This is a genomic window from Acinetobacter sp. 24-47-67 (genome assembly GCF_056779735.1).
In genome coordinates this window covers 1-17299 of sequence record NZ_JBWYIK010000010.1, presented here as the reverse complement: position 1 = coordinate 17299, position 17299 = coordinate 1, and the positions used below count along the sequence as shown (strand labels likewise).

General features: G+C 38.0%; 18 protein-coding genes. 8 read left to right on the top strand and 10 right to left on the bottom strand.

All coding sequences use genetic code 11. The features are described 5' to 3' along the window. Positions 1 to 18: 18 nt before the first annotated feature. The gene (locus AC1M9K_RS11605) at positions 19 to 1032 is read right to left on the bottom strand and encodes a DNA cytosine methyltransferase (RefSeq protein WP_481589353.1); all 1014 of its coding nucleotides are present in this window, start codon (positions 1030 to 1032) and stop codon (positions 19 to 21) included. A gap of 167 nt (positions 1033 to 1199) precedes the next feature. Here AC1M9K_RS11605 and AC1M9K_RS11600 point away from each other — a divergent pair, with 167 nt between their 5' ends. After that, positions 1200 to 2054: a D-hexose-6-phosphate mutarotase gene (locus AC1M9K_RS11600; RefSeq protein ID WP_481589352.1), complete on the top strand. Its 855-nt coding sequence runs from the start codon at positions 1200 to 1202 to the stop codon at positions 2052 to 2054. Position 2055: 1 nt separating this feature from the next. On the opposite strand, the gene AC1M9K_RS11595 is transcribed toward AC1M9K_RS11600, so the two are convergent. After that, positions 2056 to 2493, bottom strand: a complete 438-nt coding sequence (locus AC1M9K_RS11595; RefSeq protein ID WP_481589351.1) for an AAA family ATPase — start codon at positions 2491 to 2493, stop codon at positions 2056 to 2058. Positions 2494 to 2586: 93 nt separating this feature from the next. On the opposite strand from AC1M9K_RS11595, the gene AC1M9K_RS11590 reads away from it, so the two are divergent. Then, positions 2587 to 3036 carry a hypothetical protein gene (locus AC1M9K_RS11590; protein ID WP_481587704.1) on the top strand — a complete coding sequence of 150 codons (450 nt, stop codon included), beginning with the start codon at positions 2587 to 2589 and terminating at the stop codon, positions 3034 to 3036. 6 nt (positions 3037 to 3042) lie between these two features. Here the strand turns inward: AC1M9K_RS11590 and AC1M9K_RS11585 are convergent, their stop codons facing one another. From AC1M9K_RS11585 to AC1M9K_RS11570, 4 genes are all read right to left on the bottom strand, one after another. Then, positions 3043 to 4056 (bottom strand): pirin family protein, encoded by a 1014-nt coding sequence (locus AC1M9K_RS11585; RefSeq protein ID WP_481589350.1) that lies wholly within the window; start codon positions 4054 to 4056, stop codon positions 3043 to 3045. Positions 4057 to 4145: 89 nt separating this feature from the next. After that, on the bottom strand, positions 4146 to 4730 hold the full coding sequence (locus tag AC1M9K_RS11580) for a hypothetical protein (RefSeq protein ID WP_092768019.1): 585 nt from the start codon (positions 4728 to 4730) through the stop codon (positions 4146 to 4148). Positions 4731 to 4924: 194 nt separating this feature from the next. Then, positions 4925 to 5467 (bottom strand): glutathione peroxidase, encoded by a 543-nt coding sequence (locus AC1M9K_RS11575; RefSeq protein WP_481589349.1) that lies wholly within the window; start codon positions 5465 to 5467, stop codon positions 4925 to 4927. 115 nt (positions 5468 to 5582) lie between these two features. After that, positions 5583 to 6104, bottom strand: a complete 522-nt coding sequence (locus AC1M9K_RS11570) for a hypothetical protein (protein ID WP_092767874.1) — start codon at positions 6102 to 6104, stop codon at positions 5583 to 5585. A gap of 340 nt (positions 6105 to 6444) precedes the next feature. On the opposite strand from AC1M9K_RS11570, the gene AC1M9K_RS11565 reads away from it, so the two are divergent. After that, the gene (locus AC1M9K_RS11565; RefSeq protein WP_481589348.1) at positions 6445 to 7353 is read left to right on the top strand and encodes a DMT family transporter; all 909 of its coding nucleotides are present in this window, start codon (positions 6445 to 6447) and stop codon (positions 7351 to 7353) included. Positions 7354 to 7738: 385 nt separating this feature from the next. Here the strand turns inward: AC1M9K_RS11565 and tsaC are convergent, their stop codons facing one another. The 3 genes from tsaC to AC1M9K_RS11550 are packed head-to-tail and all read right to left on the bottom strand — an operon-like array spanning position 7739 to position 10719. Next, on the bottom strand, positions 7739 to 8308 hold the full coding sequence (tsaC, locus tag AC1M9K_RS11560) for an L-threonylcarbamoyladenylate synthase type 1 TsaC (protein WP_035268223.1): 570 nt from the start codon (positions 8306 to 8308) through the stop codon (positions 7739 to 7741). A 48-nt stretch (positions 8309 to 8356) separates the two neighbouring features. Further along, positions 8357 to 9553, bottom strand: a complete 1197-nt coding sequence (dprA, locus tag AC1M9K_RS11555) for a DNA-processing protein DprA (RefSeq protein ID WP_481589347.1) — start codon at positions 9551 to 9553, stop codon at positions 8357 to 8359. 14 nt (positions 9554 to 9567) lie between these two features. Continuing rightward, complete coding sequence (locus AC1M9K_RS11550; protein ID WP_481589346.1) at positions 9568 to 10719, bottom strand: LysM peptidoglycan-binding domain-containing protein; 1152 nt, start codon at positions 10717 to 10719, stop codon at positions 9568 to 9570. Between the two features lie 122 nt (positions 10720 to 10841). On the opposite strand from AC1M9K_RS11550, the gene def reads away from it, so the two are divergent. From def to AC1M9K_RS11530, 4 genes are all read left to right on the top strand, one after another. Further along, positions 10842 to 11372, top strand: coding sequence for a peptide deformylase (gene def, locus AC1M9K_RS11545; RefSeq protein ID WP_035268228.1), 531 nt, complete (start codon positions 10842 to 10844; stop codon positions 11370 to 11372). 71 nt (positions 11373 to 11443) lie between these two features. Next, positions 11444 to 11914: a DUF2946 domain-containing protein gene (locus AC1M9K_RS11540; RefSeq protein WP_481589412.1), complete on the top strand. Its 471-nt coding sequence runs from the start codon at positions 11444 to 11446 to the stop codon at positions 11912 to 11914. 70 nt (positions 11915 to 11984) lie between these two features. Beyond that, positions 11985 to 14030, top strand: coding sequence for a TonB-dependent copper receptor (locus AC1M9K_RS11535; protein ID WP_481589345.1), 2046 nt, complete (start codon positions 11985 to 11987; stop codon positions 14028 to 14030). Between the two features lie 168 nt (positions 14031 to 14198). Next, positions 14199 to 15128, top strand: coding sequence for a metal-dependent hydrolase (locus AC1M9K_RS11530; RefSeq protein WP_092768017.1), 930 nt, complete (start codon positions 14199 to 14201; stop codon positions 15126 to 15128). Positions 15129 to 15170: 42 nt separating this feature from the next. Here the strand turns inward: AC1M9K_RS11530 and AC1M9K_RS11525 are convergent, their stop codons facing one another. Continuing rightward, entirely contained in the window at positions 15171 to 16379 is a 1209-nt protein-coding gene (locus AC1M9K_RS11525) for an oxygenase MpaB family protein (protein ID WP_481587696.1), read from the bottom strand. A gap of 84 nt (positions 16380 to 16463) precedes the next feature. On the opposite strand from AC1M9K_RS11525, the gene AC1M9K_RS11520 reads away from it, so the two are divergent. Continuing rightward, a complete protein-coding gene (locus AC1M9K_RS11520; RefSeq protein WP_481589411.1) occupies positions 16464 to 17066 on the top strand; it encodes a TetR/AcrR family transcriptional regulator in 603 nt (200 codons plus the stop codon). The last annotated feature ends 233 nt before the right edge of the window (positions 17067 to 17299 follow it).

The following is a 17299-nucleotide window of genomic DNA, read 5'->3' as shown; positions in this document are numbered from 1 at the left end:
TAGAATACTAATAAATAACTAAATTAGATCCAATTGCTGACCTATTTTAGGTACATTTTTTAATGCGTCTTTAATGCTTTTTGCAAGGATATGGGCAAAATCGACATTTACGGCATTACCGATCATTTTATAACCATGGTTTACATCGGTATATTTGAAAACAAAGTCATCAGGGAAGCTTTGAATTCTTGCACACTCACGTACACTTAAACGGCGATATTCTGAGTCAGGTGCAAACATAAATTCATCCGTACCAATTTTAATCATCTTTGGCGCACTAGGATGAATAGGTGCGTGTCGACCACCAGCTTGAATTGTAAAAGAAGGCTCATCCCAACTACGGACACGATTTCGTGACATAAACATAGATGAGAAACCACCAGTCATGTATTCATGGTTTGGAATTACGACATCAGGATTAGGTTTAGATTTATTAATTGCAGGAACAGCTGTATTTTCTAAATCTTTAATGATGTCTTCTAATGTTTTCTTTTCATCAGTTGGTTCAGGGAATTCATATTCAACATTTAGATCACTTCTGAAACCAATGAAAATGACGCGTTTACGATCTTGAGCAATTCCAAAATCAGTTGCATTTAATAGTTTAAAGTGCAAGTCATACCCAGCTTCTAAAAATGTGTTTTTAATTCTTTCTAAGGGCTCGCTATGACGAGAAGCTAACATGCCGCTTACATTCTCTGCTAAGAAAAACAGAGGTTTTTTAGCTTCAAGAATACGAATAAAATCAAAGAATAGTTGTCCACGTTTATCATCAATGCCGCGTTTTTTTCCTGCTTCACTCCAGCTTTGGCAAGGTGGACCACCAATAATTCCATCGCATTCAGGAACTTCATCATCTTGTATTTCAGTGATGCTACGAGTATCTAGATAAGTTTTTGGATGGTTTAATACATATGTTGCCCAAATATCTTTATCAAACTCATTGGCAAAGATAATATCAAATCCAGCTCTTTCAAAGCCTAAGTCAAGCCCGCCAGCACCAGAGAAGAAAGAAACAACTTTATAGGACATATTAAAAAACACATAAAAACATAAGAAGCTATTTTGCCATTTTTATAACAATTTGGCCAGTACAAAATTACCTTTTTAAACAGTAACTTATTAAAATAATTTCAAATACTTAATCTATGATGTAATCTTAAATATACATATTTTTAAATATATAAAATGGGTATTTTGTGGAAGACTTAGCTAAAAAAATTGTTATAAACGATGTTGAGGTTTTATCAATAGAAAACTCATTTTGCGAAGCACTGATTTCACTACACGGTGCACAAGTCCTAAAATTCCATAGCAAAAAACACAACAAAGACCTACTTTGGTTATCCGATCTTGCCAAATTTGAAACAAGGAAAGCCATACGTGGTGGTATTCCACTGTGTTTTCCATGGTTCGGTGGACATCCAACCGATGCAAACTTACCTGCACACGGCTTTGCTCGAAATAGCCTATGGCAACTCAAAGACATTACTGAAGATGTAGCAGGGCATCACATCGTACTTGAACTAATCGACTCAGCATCCACACGCCAACTCTGGAACTATGCGTTTAAATTACAAATGCTGATTCATTGCGGTGAAGAACTCAAACTCGAATTTAAACTGCAAAATTTAGATCAACATGCCTTTGAGTTTTCTTTTGCATGGCATAGCTATTTCCCTGTAGCAACACAACACGCATCAGTTTTAGGTTTACAAGAGACAGACTATATTGACCAGTTAGATCAAAACAAGGTCAAAATTCAAACTTCTCAAAGCATTGAATTTACAGCGGAAACAGACCGTATTTACCCGAAAACATCAGGGAAATTTACCATTCAGCAAAATGGTGAACATCATATTCAGATTCAAAGCACAGCAAAAAGTGCGGTGATCTGGAATCCTTGGATTGAAAAAGCACAACGACTTGCCGATGTTGCAGACAATGCTTGGCAAGATTTTATTTGTGTAGAAACAGGGCAGATTGCATCGGAGAAAGTGAGTTTAGATGCAGGTGAAACCGTGCAATATCAACTGAGCATTGCTGCTGCATAGCTTAAAGGGGCACAACTGAAAACTCGCCATTGCCTATAATTTTGATTTTAAAAATCTGATCAAAACCTTCATCTGGTGTCGGTACTTCAAGCTTCTTATAGGTTGCACGAACACCGACTTCTGGAATATTTGCTTTGCCCATACGATGGCTATTGCGTTCTAAGGTACTGGTTAAATCCGTTTCAAAATAATAAGAAATCACTTCAAAACCTGCATCTTTGGTTCTTTGAATATAACGCGCTCGGTCAGCTTTGGTCGGGTTGGTATTGTCGATCACCGTTTTGGTTTTAGAGGCTAGACAGGTTTCAAAGATCATGTTTTCCCGATGGCGAGTTTTTAGCATGTCTAAGTTAATTCTTAAATGTGAATGTGCCAAATGTAAAAGATAGTAGCTTGATTTACCCGAAGCTTGAACTCCAGTGAAGATGATCAGTTGCATGGTTCAATTACATTAAAAGTATAAAGCTGAATTAAATCACGGCTTAGACTTTGCTACAATTCAGGTATAAGTCTAATAAATCCAAATAAAATAATGTATCGTCAAAGTCTAATTATCGCGCTAAGCATATTCACCTTCAGTCAGCTCACCGCATGTCAAAATTATTATTTAAGTCAGCCCAATGAACCCACTGAAGCGGCCTTGGTTGCCAACTCGTATAAAAATGGTTTAAGTGCTGAAATCGAGTTGGATTATCTCAGCGTATTTCAAAATCTGAGACAAGCATATCGTCGATGTATCGGTTTCACACGTGATGATGACCTAGTCTTTACTGAAAACAAGCTTGAAGAGCATATTGAAATGGCAACCCTATTTGCTCGAACGGAACGTGGTGAATACGTTCATAAGGCAACTGTAGAAAAGCTATCACCTACGTTGACAAGATTTACCTTGTATTTGCCTCAACGTTATCCTTTTCCCAATGCGCGTTTTGAACAGGATATTAAACGAGCATTGGGCAAAGATGAATACTGTAATATTTAAACCTTGTTAAGCCCCATCTGAACTCATTTGTTCAGGATATTCCTTGCGTTTACCACCTTCATAGCTGGCAAAACGGGGTGTTTCACGTGAAAACGTTGGAGCATCACTTGGCCAAGGCCAGTCACCGAAATGGGTCTCACGATATCGTTTGAATGCAACATCAAGCTCTTCTTTGCTGTTCAGTACAAAAGGCCCTCGCATTGCAACTGGTGCTCCAATAGGTTCACCTTCTAACCATAAGATTCTCGCTTCTTGATCACCTGCTTTAAGTTGAATTTCGGTGTCAGCTTTAAGCTCTACCAGATGTTTAAATTGAATGGTTGAATCAGCAATATTTAAAGTTGAACCCTGATAAAAGTAAGCAAATCGAGTGGAGGTCGCGGTGGTAGCTGGAATTTCAAGATGTGCGCCAGCTTCTAAAGTAATTAAGTATATATTCACTTTATTTTCTGCTGCAGCTGCCCAAGAATGTGGTGGGCGACTTAATGCATTTTGATTTTGATATTGTCCTGAAATAACTCGTACATCAATGCTGCGAGACTGGTGATCAGTCGCTTTCACTTGTGGAATTTGTTCACGCCAAAACATTTTATAATCAGCAGGTTGTTTTTTTTGTTCTGGAGATGAGTTAAACCAAATTTGAAATAATTCAAAAGGATTCTCTCGATCCTGATGAATTAACGGGAACATTTCACAGTGTTCAACACCATTTCCCGTACTTAGCCATTGCACATCGCCTGCAGCATATCGTCCACCATTACCCAAGGAATCAAAATGATCGACATAACCTTGTTCCACTAAAGTAATGGTTTCAAAACCCGTGTGTGGATGTTCGGGAAAGCCGGGAACAACACTACCATAATACATCTTGAATTCTTGATTGATTGCAGGATGAACTGGTCCCATTTCAGCATTCCCGGCAGGGTAGTGATCAATATGATGAGCAGTAAAGATGAAAGGATCTTTTAAATCTAAACGAAAAGTAATAGGAGTTATATTATAGATGGGTGAGGTAGACATGCCGACTCCATGATATTTGAATTATTTAAGATCCAAATTAAAGAGAAATCCCTCACTCCACCATCTCTATTTTGTGAGAATAATGTATATCAATCCTCGGCTTGATTATTTTCTGTAGATGATCCGGACTGAGTCAAAAGCATACTGGCTAATTTCACCATTTCACCTTGGATATTACCCATTTGCTTTTCTAAGGCTGCAAAATCGATGTTGTTTAAATTCACTTGGCCGTTTAGTAATGGTGAAGCTAATACATTTTGATTTGCCGTTAAAATATTAGAACGAATCTGGGCAATTTCTTGGCTTTTTAGGTCAAGTCCTGTCAATGCCTCATTAAATCCTAGTAATTGAGATTTCAAACTTTGCACTGACTGATCTAACTTTTGTGGATCTTTATTATTTACAGCTTCTTCTAAATCAGATTGTAGCTGTTGAATTTGCTCAATATATCCACCTGCTTTCAGCTGTACATCTGCCACATCACGTACAATGTAAAACATATTGCCTGACTTTAAGTCAGCTGGATCAGTGACTTGGACAGGAGAAGATTCTTCAATATTAGCTGCTGTTGATTCCTTTTCTTGATCGGGTTGTGATTGCGGCTGACAACCTAACATCACGAGACCGAAGCCAAATAATGCAAAAGGGGTAACAATGCTTTGAAATACTTTCATTAATAAAACCAAATCGTTAATCACTTCATTTCAAGATACGATACAAATATGAGTTAAATCTGAATATTTGCAAAGCAATAACAAAAATTTTGATGTGAAAGAGTAACTTATGATTTTGACAGGTTAATGAAGATATTTATTGAATTGAATAAGAAATAATCAAGTGACAAGATCGTCACTTGATCTTGATGAGATTATTTCGCCAGTTCAGCATTAATTGCATCAACAATACGCGCATCATCTGCAGTGATGTCTGGTGCAAAACGAGCAACGACTTCCCCTGTTTTTGAAACTAAGAATTTCTCAAAATTCCATAATACTTCAGGGGGATTATTAGGCGTTAAACCATAATCAACCAGATCTTTCCACCAAGGCCCCTCACCAAGACGCTCTGGAATGGCATTTGTTAAAGTTTCATATAGCGGATGTTTATTCTCCCCAACCACTGGAATTTTCGCAAAAAGAGGGAAGTCCACTTGATAATTCACTGAACAAAATTGTTCAATCTCTTCATTGCTTCCTGGTTCTTGTTCAAGAAAGTCATTGGAAGGAAAACCAAGAATTTCGAATCCTTGTTGTTTTTTTTCACTATAGAGTTTTTGCAGACCTTCGTACTGTGGCGTAAGGCCGCATTTAGATGCTACATTCACGATCAATAATACTTTGCCTTCGTATTGCGATAAATCAACAGCCTGACCCTGAATTGTATTTACTGGAATGTTATAAACTGAAGCCATTTCAATGTCCTAATCATAAAGTACTTAAAATATGTAGATTGAAAATACCATGGCATATAGATCTCACCAAGGTGTCTACATTGAAAAAAACAGGCCTGACGGCCTGCTCTATGAGTTAAGATTTTGTCCCGACTTGGTTTTTAAGATTCTGCATGTCCTGTAACAAGCTTTGTTGTAACTCAACAGCTTTCTTTTGTAGTTCAGTGATTTCATTCATATCAGGCTTTTCTTTAACACCTGCTTCTGCGAGGTCCAATCCAAGCTCATTCGATTCTTTCATTTTATCTCGAAGAGATGCACCTTCAGTACTTTTGAGCGCAAGTTTGTCCAGATCATCATTAAATTGATCCACATAGTTATCCATCTTCTCAACCACTGCGTCTAATTCAGCTTTATTATTGTTTTGCGCAGCTTGTGTCACTTCGTTTTGAAATGCCAAAGCCTCTTGAGCTTTTGTATTTGAAATTTGATCCAGTAAATCTAAGTCATGTTGAATATCTGCATTTACATTGGTACTTAATGTATTGCTTTGAACCGTTTCAGCGGCAGTAGGTGAGGATTGATCGTTAGACTTTTTATCACAAGCGGTTAGAAAAACAGCTGTAGTGCATAGTGATGCAATGAGAAGTTTTTTCATAATTTATCCTTTTTATATGCTCGGTTCAATGCACTTACATTCACGATGAAGCACATTAAAAAAAATTCAGTTAACCCGTTGATGGGAAAATTCAAGCATTTACGATCTCATAGCTCACACACAGCTTCTAGTGTTGTTTTGTAGAGGAATCCCTGTAAAAAAGTGAAAAGTGTTTTAAAATAGAACAGCACTCTACTTAATTTTTTAAGTAAAAATCTCAGACTTAGATGGCTGTTCTGCAGTCATTAACAATGAAGGGGAGTGTGTTTCATGGAATGAAAAAGTCTAAAAATTGATGAAAACTTGATCTTAACGATTAAATAAAAATTAGGATGAAAATATGACATTTGAAAAAAAGCATTTGCTCTGGGCTTTATCATTGCCAGTCATTGCTGTATTGATTTGGTCGTTGAATATAGCCATTACACGATATGTTGCAGAGTATATTTCACCTGTCAGTATTAGTTTTTATCGTTGGATTATTGCCTTTTTGATTTTAACACCCTTTATCCTGCCTAAAGTCATCAAACAGCGGAATCTGGTAAGACAAAACATAGTGAAATTAGCAGTGCTGAGTGCATTTGGTATGGTGCTTTATCAGGGGTTGGCTTACACCGCAGCACATTACACAACTGCAACCAATATGGGCATAATTAATGCCTTTATCCCAATTTTCACCATTTTTGTTTCATTGATGATTTTAAAAGAATTTCCAACTCGATTTGCAGTGGTGGGCAGTATTTTATCGTTTATCGGGCTGATTTATGTCATCGGTCAGGGGCGTCTAGATACACTGATGCATCTGGGTGGGCATTGGGGCGACATGATTATGATCGTCGCGGTATTCTTCTATGCTTTTTATGGTGTATTTCTCAAAAAGTGGCAACTCGAGCTCCCTTTAATGATTAGTCTTTATATTCAGATTGGTTTTGCAGTGTTGTACCACTTACCATTCGTTGCCGTATTGGGTCTCGATGCAATTGATCTGGATAACGGCTTGAGTGTGTTATATGCGGGAATTTTCCCTTCGATTATTGCGCCGTTAGTATGGATGTTGGCTGTTCAACATTTAGGCCCAAATCGAACCAGCATCTTTATGAACTTAATGCCAATCTTTACCGCCATTATTGCTTATGTTTGGTTAAAAGAAGCATGGACGATTTATCACAGTTTAGGCGGAATCGTGATTTTGATAGGTATTGCTTTAGCACAGAAAAAAACTTCATTCATAAAGGCTAAGAGTGTTTAAAAAACAGACAATCGATTTATTTTTTTATTATACTTAAAATCTATAAAAGCTTATTGATCTAAATTAACTATCATTAGGCTTTTTAAAAAGTAAAATTAATAATTAAAAATAGGTACTTAATTATATCAATTGAACTAATAATTAATCTTTATAAGAAAAATGATGATTTGAAACTCTAAGTCTTAGTAATTGTGTAATATTTTTTTTTGTAGCATAATATGCGTACTGCAGAGAAAGCGATAATACACTCTTTTTCTGTACAGATGAATTTCTGAACCCTCTGGATGTGATTAGCACATCCTTTTATATGCTCAGTCAATACCTTTATGACTGAGCTTTTTTTTGTCTTAAATAATAAGTTTTAAGTCTCAGCATATCATGCTTTTTAAGCACGAATGACATCACCAGTTTCTGCATCTAATATTCGGCTAGGTTCTTGGCTCAGGCCTAAATCTCCATTTAAATAATTTAATTCAGCACCAAAGTACTGATTGACTTCTTGCAATGAGCGAGCGGGGTCTAAACCAGCAGGATTTGCACTGGTTGAAACAATGAACCCATCAAATGCGTTACACAGTGCGATGCAAAGAGGATGGTTGGTGACTCGGATAGCAACCTTAGGATGTTTGCCTCGAATCCAAAGTGGTATTTGCTCATCAGCTGGGAGAAGCCATGTTGTGGCGCGATCTTGATAAGATGTTTGTGACCAACTTTCAATCACCGCATCGCGGCGGTCTTGAGGCAGCTTTGATAATAAATGTTCAACCTGACTGACTTGACCAGCCAGTAAGATCACCCCTTTTTCGATAGGGCGTTGTTTTAATCTTAAAATTTCTTTAAAAGCATTTTCATTAAAAGGGTCGCAACCTAAGCCCCATACTGCTTCTGTAGGATAAGCCAAAACTTGACCTTGTTTTAGACATTGAGCAGCCTCAGCAACTGAGGTTGTTAACATAAGCGTTCACCATTCTCTTGATTGAAAAGACTATTGTGAACCTTAATTTTAATTACGGCAACGAAGGTATAACCCAGATTGTTGAATACAGCGTCCTAAAAGTTCTAACTCCATCAAGTGACTGGTGAGTGTCGCGGTGTCTAAATCAAGGGTTGCAGCAATTTGATCGAGATCGCGTCCAACCCAATCTAATTGTTGAAATACAGCTAACAGATGTATAGGAATCGAATGCTCATCATCCTCATGCTTACTTAACTTTAGATGGTCTACTGAATGAGCTATTTCGTCATTTTGGACTTCATTAGGATTGTTTTTTCGTGACAGTGATGCTTGTTGATGTTGCCATTGAGTCGGTAGGGCTAAATCTTCAATGATCTGCTCAGGATGATCAACTAAGATGGCACCTTCACGAATCAACTGATGGCAACCTTGATGAAATTCACTATAAATATGACCTGGAATTGCAAAGGTCGTTTTACCTTGATTTGCAGCAGCTTGGGCCGTAATTAATGAACCACTGCCCAATTGAGCTTCCGCTACCAATATCCCTAAACTTAAGCCACTTACGATTCTATTTCTGCGTGGAAAATTATGCTGAAGCGGTTTTGTACCGGGTAAAAACTCAGAAATGATGGTCCCGTTCTGCTTCAAGATTTGATCATGTAATGGGCGATTTTGTGATGGGTAAATTAAATCTAATCCTGTACCGATAACGGCGATTGTTCTGCCATGTTGCAAAGCACCCTGATGGGCTGCTTCATCAATGCCTTGTGCTAAGCCACTCGTGATATAAAAACCTTGATCACTCAGATAATACGCAAAATCATATGCGACTTGTTTGCCATGTGGGCTTGGTTTACGGCTTCCAACAATGGCAATTTGTGCTTCAGATAAATTTTGTGCTTTACCTTTCCCAAATAAAATTGGGGGGCGGTCATGATAGGGCATCAATTGCTGAGGATAGTCTGGATCTTGCTCAGTGAGCATAAAATCAGAATGTTGATGAATTTGATGCAGAATTCGCTCAAATTCTTGTTGCTGTTGATCAGAGAAAAATTGAGATGCACGCTCGATATGGTTTTTATGTAGGTTGAGCTGATGCCATTGATTTAGATGATTTTTCTGTACAGCATCTTGAGCTGAACCAAAATGCTGAATAAGTTTTTGATAAGCACTGAGTGAATGTTGAACGAGATACCAGAGTTTAATATAAGCCAACTGATGGTCATTAATCTCGTTCAACATATCCGCACCTAATTTTAATTTTCAACCATTGGTGATGGTTCTAATACAGCACCTACTTTAATTGGAAGTGCGCTGTCTAGCACGTAAGCGTAACTTAGTTGATCGAAAGTTTTAAAAATCATTAAGTTGCCCACACGCTGATTAGGCAGTTGAATATTTTCTTTGGTCTTCGGGTCTTTAACCACTTCGCCTTGTTGGAAAATACTTAACACGTGACCATTTTTTGCACCGTGAACGCTTCCGCGGTTAATGGTGACAACACTATGTTGAGCTGCTGTACCAATAGAACCCATAACACGAATCACTTGACCGCCTGGCTGAATATCCGTTGTTGCCGTTGGATAGAAGAGGCTTGGTAATTCATTTTGAAATTTAGGTAAAACGTAATCACCGCGACGAACTTCGGCATTAAAACTTTGTTTAAGTTCTAAAGTTGAAATTTCATTTTCGTTGGCAACAGCGACTGCAGTAGCTACCTCAATCAGTTCAAGTGCACCTGTGTACTTTTTCCCTTTTTCATCTAAGAAAACATACGGTTCAGCTTCACGATAAACACCGTAGCTTTGTCCAGGATTAATCCCTTGACCACGTGCATATACTGTTTGGCCTTCCCCAGCAACGATACGACGATCTGCCGAACCGAGAATATAAGGTGTGCTTTGCAAAGCATCAGGCGCAACGATAATACTTCTTTCTAGCCAAGGTTGAATATCATCCAAGGGAATAATTGGAATGGTATTCCCTAAGCTTTCAATACGTACTTGAGGTTTTAGATTGATAGCACCAAGATGACGACGAATAACACCTTCACAACCGTCACCTTCATCTTTACCAATCAGTGGACGCCCATCTAATGTACAGAGTAGTAAGCGATCACCTGGGTAGATCCAGTGTGGATTTTTGACATGTTTATTGGATGCCCAAATTTCTTTCCAACGCCAAGGTGAACGCAAAAATTTACCTGAAATGTCCCACAAAGTGTCGCCTTTTTTGACCACATAAACGTGAGGAGCACCGGCCTTAATTGATGGTGGGCTTACATTTGGACTGGCTTGTGTTATTTGCGCGGTAAACAAGCCCGCACTTATGCAAATTGCAAGTGAAAGGCAATGTTGCTTTAACCCCAGAGCATGTGAAAAAGCCATGCCATTGAAAACCTTTTTCATTATCATAATTCCTAAAATTATGTATCTATTTGCGCTATAATACGCATATTACACGTATTATTTGATGAAGCATTAACTTCATTTAATTTTTAAGATCAATGGCATAGCCGGTGAGGAGCAGCATGGCCTTATTACCAATTTTAAGTTTTCCTGATCCCCGTTTGCGTACTATTGCCAAACCTGTAGAGGAAGTGACGGATGAAATTCGTCAACTTGCTGCAGACATGTTTGAAACCATGTATGAAGCACCAGGTATTGGTCTAGCTGCAACCCAAGTTGATCATCATATTCAGCTTATCGTCATGGACTTGTCTGAAGATAAAAATCAGCCGATGGTTTTTATTAATCCTAAAGTCACCCCATTAACTGAAGATACCCAACCTTATGAAGAGGGTTGTCTATCAGTTCCACAAATATACGATAAAGTTGAGCGTCCGTCACGCGTCAAAATTGACGCAATTAATTTAGAAGGGCAAGCTTTTGAATTAGAAGCTGATGGTCTTTTGGCAGTATGTATCCAGCACGAAATGGATCATCTGAACGGGAAATTATTTGTTGATTATCTATCTCCTTTAAAACGCCAAAGAGCGCGTGAAAAGGTAGAAAAAGTCGTTCGTCAGCGTCAAAAAGAAAAAGTTGCTGTAAAGCGTTAATTTTCTAAGAACTTTAAATATATTGATAAAGCCCAATTTCGATTGGGCTTTGTTATAATTGCTCAAATTTTATTTGGAATGACAATTTGTTCCGCAATGGGTTGCTGCTGAGTTTCGCAGCAGTATTATTACAGATCGTTGTTTTTCTTCAGCCTTTGCTTCCAGCGCAATATCAAATTGCGCCGGTCTGCGAAACGATCACCCGTGCCTTATTCGAACAGCCTAATCATTCTAGTATTACAACGCTCGCTCATCATGCTCATCATGGTTCCACTTCACATGCGTTACATGAACATCATGAGTCTAAGCGCTATGTTGAATCCTCGCATAGTGGGCACGATCATCATGACCCAAACCATCAATGCCAATACTGTACTGTATTTGGTAATTTGATTTTGCCACCTGAGCTGAATGTTAAAGAAGTTTTTGTACGTTTAAATATACGTTTGATCGCATTCCAAAAAGCGTTCAAACATATTTATTTCGACTTACAGCGTTTATTCCTTTTACCTCAAGGTCGGGCACCGCCACTCTTTTCTTAAATATTGTCTTTATTTTTAGGGTCTTGAATGACTCTAGCATTGTCATATTTAAATTTTGAGTGAATATATCATGGCTCAGCCAAAATTCTATTTACAGCCACTAGCGGCTGCGATTTCCATTGCCTTTATTGCGCAAACTTCATTTGCTGAAGTCCAATCTACAGCTTCAAATCCAACACCTGATACACACATGAAGAACTTAGTGCCAATTGTTGCTACAGCTCTACAAGGTAATGATGCTAATGGCTTGATTGTACGTGCAAACCCGAAGCAACCCATTCAGCCTATTCCTGCGTCGGATGGCGCAGATTACTTACAAAGTATTGTAGGGTTTAGCAGCGTAAATAGTGGTGCAGGTACGAACGGTGATGTGACCTTTCGTGGAATGTTTGGATCACGAATCAAAATTCTAACAGATGGAACTGAAAATTTAGGCGCATGCCCGAGTCGTATGGATTCACCGACTTCGTATATCTCACCTGAGAGCTATGATCGAATCTCGGTGATTAAAGGTCCCCAAACTGTCCAGTACGCCAACACAGGTTCAGCAGCAACAGTGATTTTCGAGCGACGCCCAGAACAATTGAATGATGAAAAAAATTATCGAGGTCAGGCAAGTGTATTAATGGGCTCTTTTGGGCGTTTAGACCAAAATATTGAGGCAGCGGTAGGAGATGAACAAAAATATATTCGAATCAATAGCAACCGATCAGTCTCAAATAGTTATCAAGATGGTAATGGGGCGACCGTACCATCAGATTGGAAACGATGGAATGCAGATTTAGCATTGGGCTGGACACCTAATGCAGATACATGGATCGAGTTAACTGGCGGTAAGGCTGATGGTGAGGCTGTATATGCTGGGCGAGATATGGATGGTTCTAAATTTGCCCGCGAGAGCTTGGGATTAAGATTTGAGAAAAAGAATCTCTCAGAGGTAGTTAAAAAAGTTGAGGCGCAAGTCAATTACAACTTTAATGATCATGTGATGGATAATTTTAGTTTGCGTGATGTCGATGGCGCGGATCGCGCTATGAATGTGACACGTCGTACTTTGAATGCACGTTTAGCCACAACGATGGAGTGGGATAAAGCAATATTCATTACGGGTGTTGATACTCAGAATAATCAACATGCTGGTGGAATGTATCATTCAAGCATGCCAATGATGAATACTCCACTAACAGAGGATATGAAGTTTCAATCTTATGGTGGGTTCACTGAATTATCATATCCATTGAATGATCATAATAAGTTGGTCACAGGTGTTCGGGTTGATCAAGTTAAGATTAAAAACTTAAAAATGGTTCAAGAACGTCAGGAAACATTACCAAGTGGTTTTATACGGTTTGAAAATCAGCATCCAGAGCATGATGCTAAAACCTATGTTGGTCTAGGCTATGTAGAGCGCGTACCAGATTATTGGGAGTTGTTTAAGACAGATTATCAAGGCAATGCTGTTGCTACCTTCAAGGATTTAGAAACAGAAAAAACCTTACAGTTGGATGTTGGATACCAACATAATCACGGGGCATTCAGTTCATGGGCATCAGCTTATGCTGGTTTGATCGATGATTTCATATTATTGAATTATGACCCAGCAAAAATGACTGGTCATGGTAAAAATGCTGCTGATTCTAGAAATGTCGATGCGACAATCGCAGGGGCAGAAGCTGGTGTAGGTTATCAATTTACCGATGCTGTTCAGGCAGATCTTAGTGCGATGTATGCTTGGGGAAAAAACACAACTGATCATCAACCTTTACCTCAAATATCTCCGCTGGAAGCACGTTTAAATTTAAGATATGTGCAAGAGCGTTTTAACTTAGGTTTATTGTGGCGTGTGGTAGATGGGCAGGATCGTGTCAGTATTAATCAAGGTAATATTGTAGGTAAGGACTTTAAAACGAGTTCAGGTTTCTCGACGCTGTCTTTAAATGGTACTTATCAAATTCATCAAGGTGTTGATTTGAGTATTGGAATTGATAATGTTCTGGATAAAGTTTATACGGAACACTTAAATAAAGCAGGTAGTGCTGGATTTGGTTTTGCACAGAATGAGCAATTTAATAATATAGGACGTAATTATTGGGCGCGTGTGAGTATGAAGTTCTAGTCATATTCAGTTTATTTGACGTATTAAGCCTAACACCCATTTAGATCGCCGTCTGAATGGGTGTTTTCTTTGAAATTGTCAGACATAAAATATGAATGTCCTTAAATGATATTGTGATGAGGTTATCATTATTTTAAAAATAATAAAAAAGAAGTAATGGATAATAAAATGACAACAATGAGTCAAGTTCATCAACTACATGGTCGTAAAGTAAAATTTGATTTCAATCATATTCCAAAGCATTGGATTGAAAATGACCCTGTTTCCACCCATATGTTGAATACAGCACATATGATTTTACCTGCGGGTGAGTTTTGGTTTTGCCGTGTATTTAATAAAGCTTTACCGTTCGTCAAAGACGAACAATTAAAAGCTGACGTGAAAGGTTTTATTCAGCAAGAAGCGATTCATGGTCGTACTCATCAACATGCACAAGTTTATTTTGATCAACATGGATTAGATGTAAAGCCGTTCATTCAACGCATGCATTATCTTTTTGAAATCCTTTTGGGAGAAAATCCAGTAGGTATCAAAATGATGAAAAAAGTGGTTGGTGAAAAACGTTGGTTAATCTTCCGACTGGGTGTGATTGCAGCCATTGAGCACTATACTGGTGTGGCAGGGCAGTGGAGCTTGGACAATACTTCATTGGATAAAGCCGATCCAATCATGGCTGATCTATTCCGTTGGCATCTTGCTGAAGAAGTTGAACATCGTACGGTTGCGTATGATTTGTTTAAACATATGTTTGAATCAGAGTTTAATTTCCAAATTTCAAAAAATGCTTTGATGACCTTTATCTTCCCTATTATGGCAGCGGTTTGGGTTGAAGGCGGCAAAACAATTTTGAAACAAGATAAAGATGCAGGTAAGTTTAGACATATGGGTACTTTAAGACTCATTATGCAAATGGAAAAAATTAGTCGTAAGACCGATCATATTCCTACCTTCAGTCATTTAACTTTAGCTACTATCCGTTGGTTTAGTCCAAAGTTTCATCCAGTGCAAGAAGGTAATACTCAACAAGCTTTGGATTATCTAGCACGCTCTCCATCAGCACTTCGAGCTGAGCAAGAGGCAACATTAAAAATGGCTTAAAAATATACATGCAAAAAACCGAGCCTTAGCTCGGTTTTTTATTTATTGATGCATACTTGCCAGCTGTTTTCCTGCATTTTGATATAAATCGAGAGCTTGTTCTTGTTGTGATCGCCCTTTACGCTGTAAATAAAGATCAAGCTTTGGTATTTTTTTTGCGCCAGCATAAATCACAGTATTTTTGGTCAGTAGATACAGTGGATACCACGGCAGTATTCGAGGCTTAAGCCCTAAATTTTTCATTTTTTTTCGGCCCATAAAGATTTGGGTAACATCTAAGTGATTCTGGTAGGCTTTCTTCTGCATGAAACGTTTAAAATGTTTATATTCGCGTTCAAATGGTTCTTTGGATAGGCTTACTGCAAGCTGACGACTACTTTCATCCACTTGAGGATGAGCATAATTCATCCATTGCAATAATTTCCAGCCTTCAGACTCTTTATCAATCAGCCAGTGTTCGTCAACACCCATCAACCAGCCTGTATATTTCCAAAAATGCATAATCGCATCGACTTCACTTTTAGTTGGAAAAATACCGATTGCTCGAATACCTAAAAGCATTACACCGCTGAAAGCAATATTTGTCATTGCCTGATCATATTGGTTAATCGGCATTCCCCAAATATCCCAGTCCCAATCTTTGGATTTTTTTAGATGGTAGCGAACTAAAGAATGGATGAAACGCACAAAAATTGTTGAAGTAAAGCCATCATTAAAGCGTTGAAATCCATTCGGCTTAGTAACATCTAGCCACCATTTATGCGTTTCTGCTAAGCGCTTGCCTGCATATTTGCTTAGAGCACCTGTTAAAATCAAAGGTTGATTAAAGCCAGGGTATTGATATCCAGTCATTAGCGCGAGATCACGCATAATAAAAGTGACATTTGCGCCTAAACGATGCGTGAATTGAATTGCACGATCAATTTTTTCTTGATCGAACCAAACAGGCTGTTGTTCCACGAGATCAAAGAATGCTTTGATTTCAGGGACTGGTTTGGGAAGAGCATCTAAGCCTTGATATAAGGCTGTTTCAAAAAGCTTTCGATTTTCGCGTGGATTGGTCATCACCCAATCCATTAAGCGATCCATCGGCACATCGCCCGTATGTAAACTTTCATTTAACTCTAAATATTCAGCATAAGTTGGAATGAAGTTTTGATCAGTCATTTTATGTAGAAGCTTGGACAATAGATCGCTGCGCTTCATTCGCTCATATGAAGCCATACGTTTTGGAATGCTAAAATTTGACATGGTGTAATTAATCTGGTTATTGTTTGATCAAAGATTAATATGAATATTTATTCGCATTCAATTCGCATTATTAGAATGGCAGCTATGAGAAAAAGACCCCAACAACAAAGAGCAAAGCTGGTAGTCGATAGTATTTTGAAAGCGACTCTGATATGCATTTCTGAAATGGGCCTAGATCAAGTCACTACGCCAAAAATATCTGAAAAATCAGGGGTGAGCGTAGGCTCTATCTATCAATATTTCGAAAATAAAGATCAGATAATTTTAGAATTGTTACGCCGTAAGAGTGAAAACTTAGGTTTGTCACTTAAAGCGCTGGCGATGAATCAAGAAGAAATGGATCTAAAAACCTTAGTCGATGTTAGTCTTCAATTCGGATTTGATGTAATGAGAGAAGATAATGGTTTCTTCTTTGAAGTCCTGAAACATTGGCATGGCTATAACAATTCAGAAGCAGCAAAGGTTTTAGAAAAGCATTTTTTTGAAGTTGGTTTATATGTATTCAATCGTTTCTATCGTCATTGGGACTTTGAAACACTCAAGCATAAATCTTTTGTGATTATTAATAGTACCTTGTTCACAATGATGAGGTTTGTAAGTAACAATGATTTTCTTATTTCAGAACAACAGCTTAAAAGAGAACTAAGTGCAATGATTTTGTCTTATTTAGACAGTGATAAGAGTTAAAAGCTCATACAAATAAAAATTATATATCAAAAACATATAGTTAATGTTTATTTGGTTTATTAACTATACAAACAAATAGAAAAGATTGAAAAAGTAGTTGCGTAAGAAAATAAATAGCCTATAATGCACATCCATCGGCGGTGATGTTGATTAAAACTTGTTGAAAAACAAGGATTTAGCTGAATAGGTTGGATCTAAGTTTTGAGAATGAGTTGGAAAATAAATTAACATTG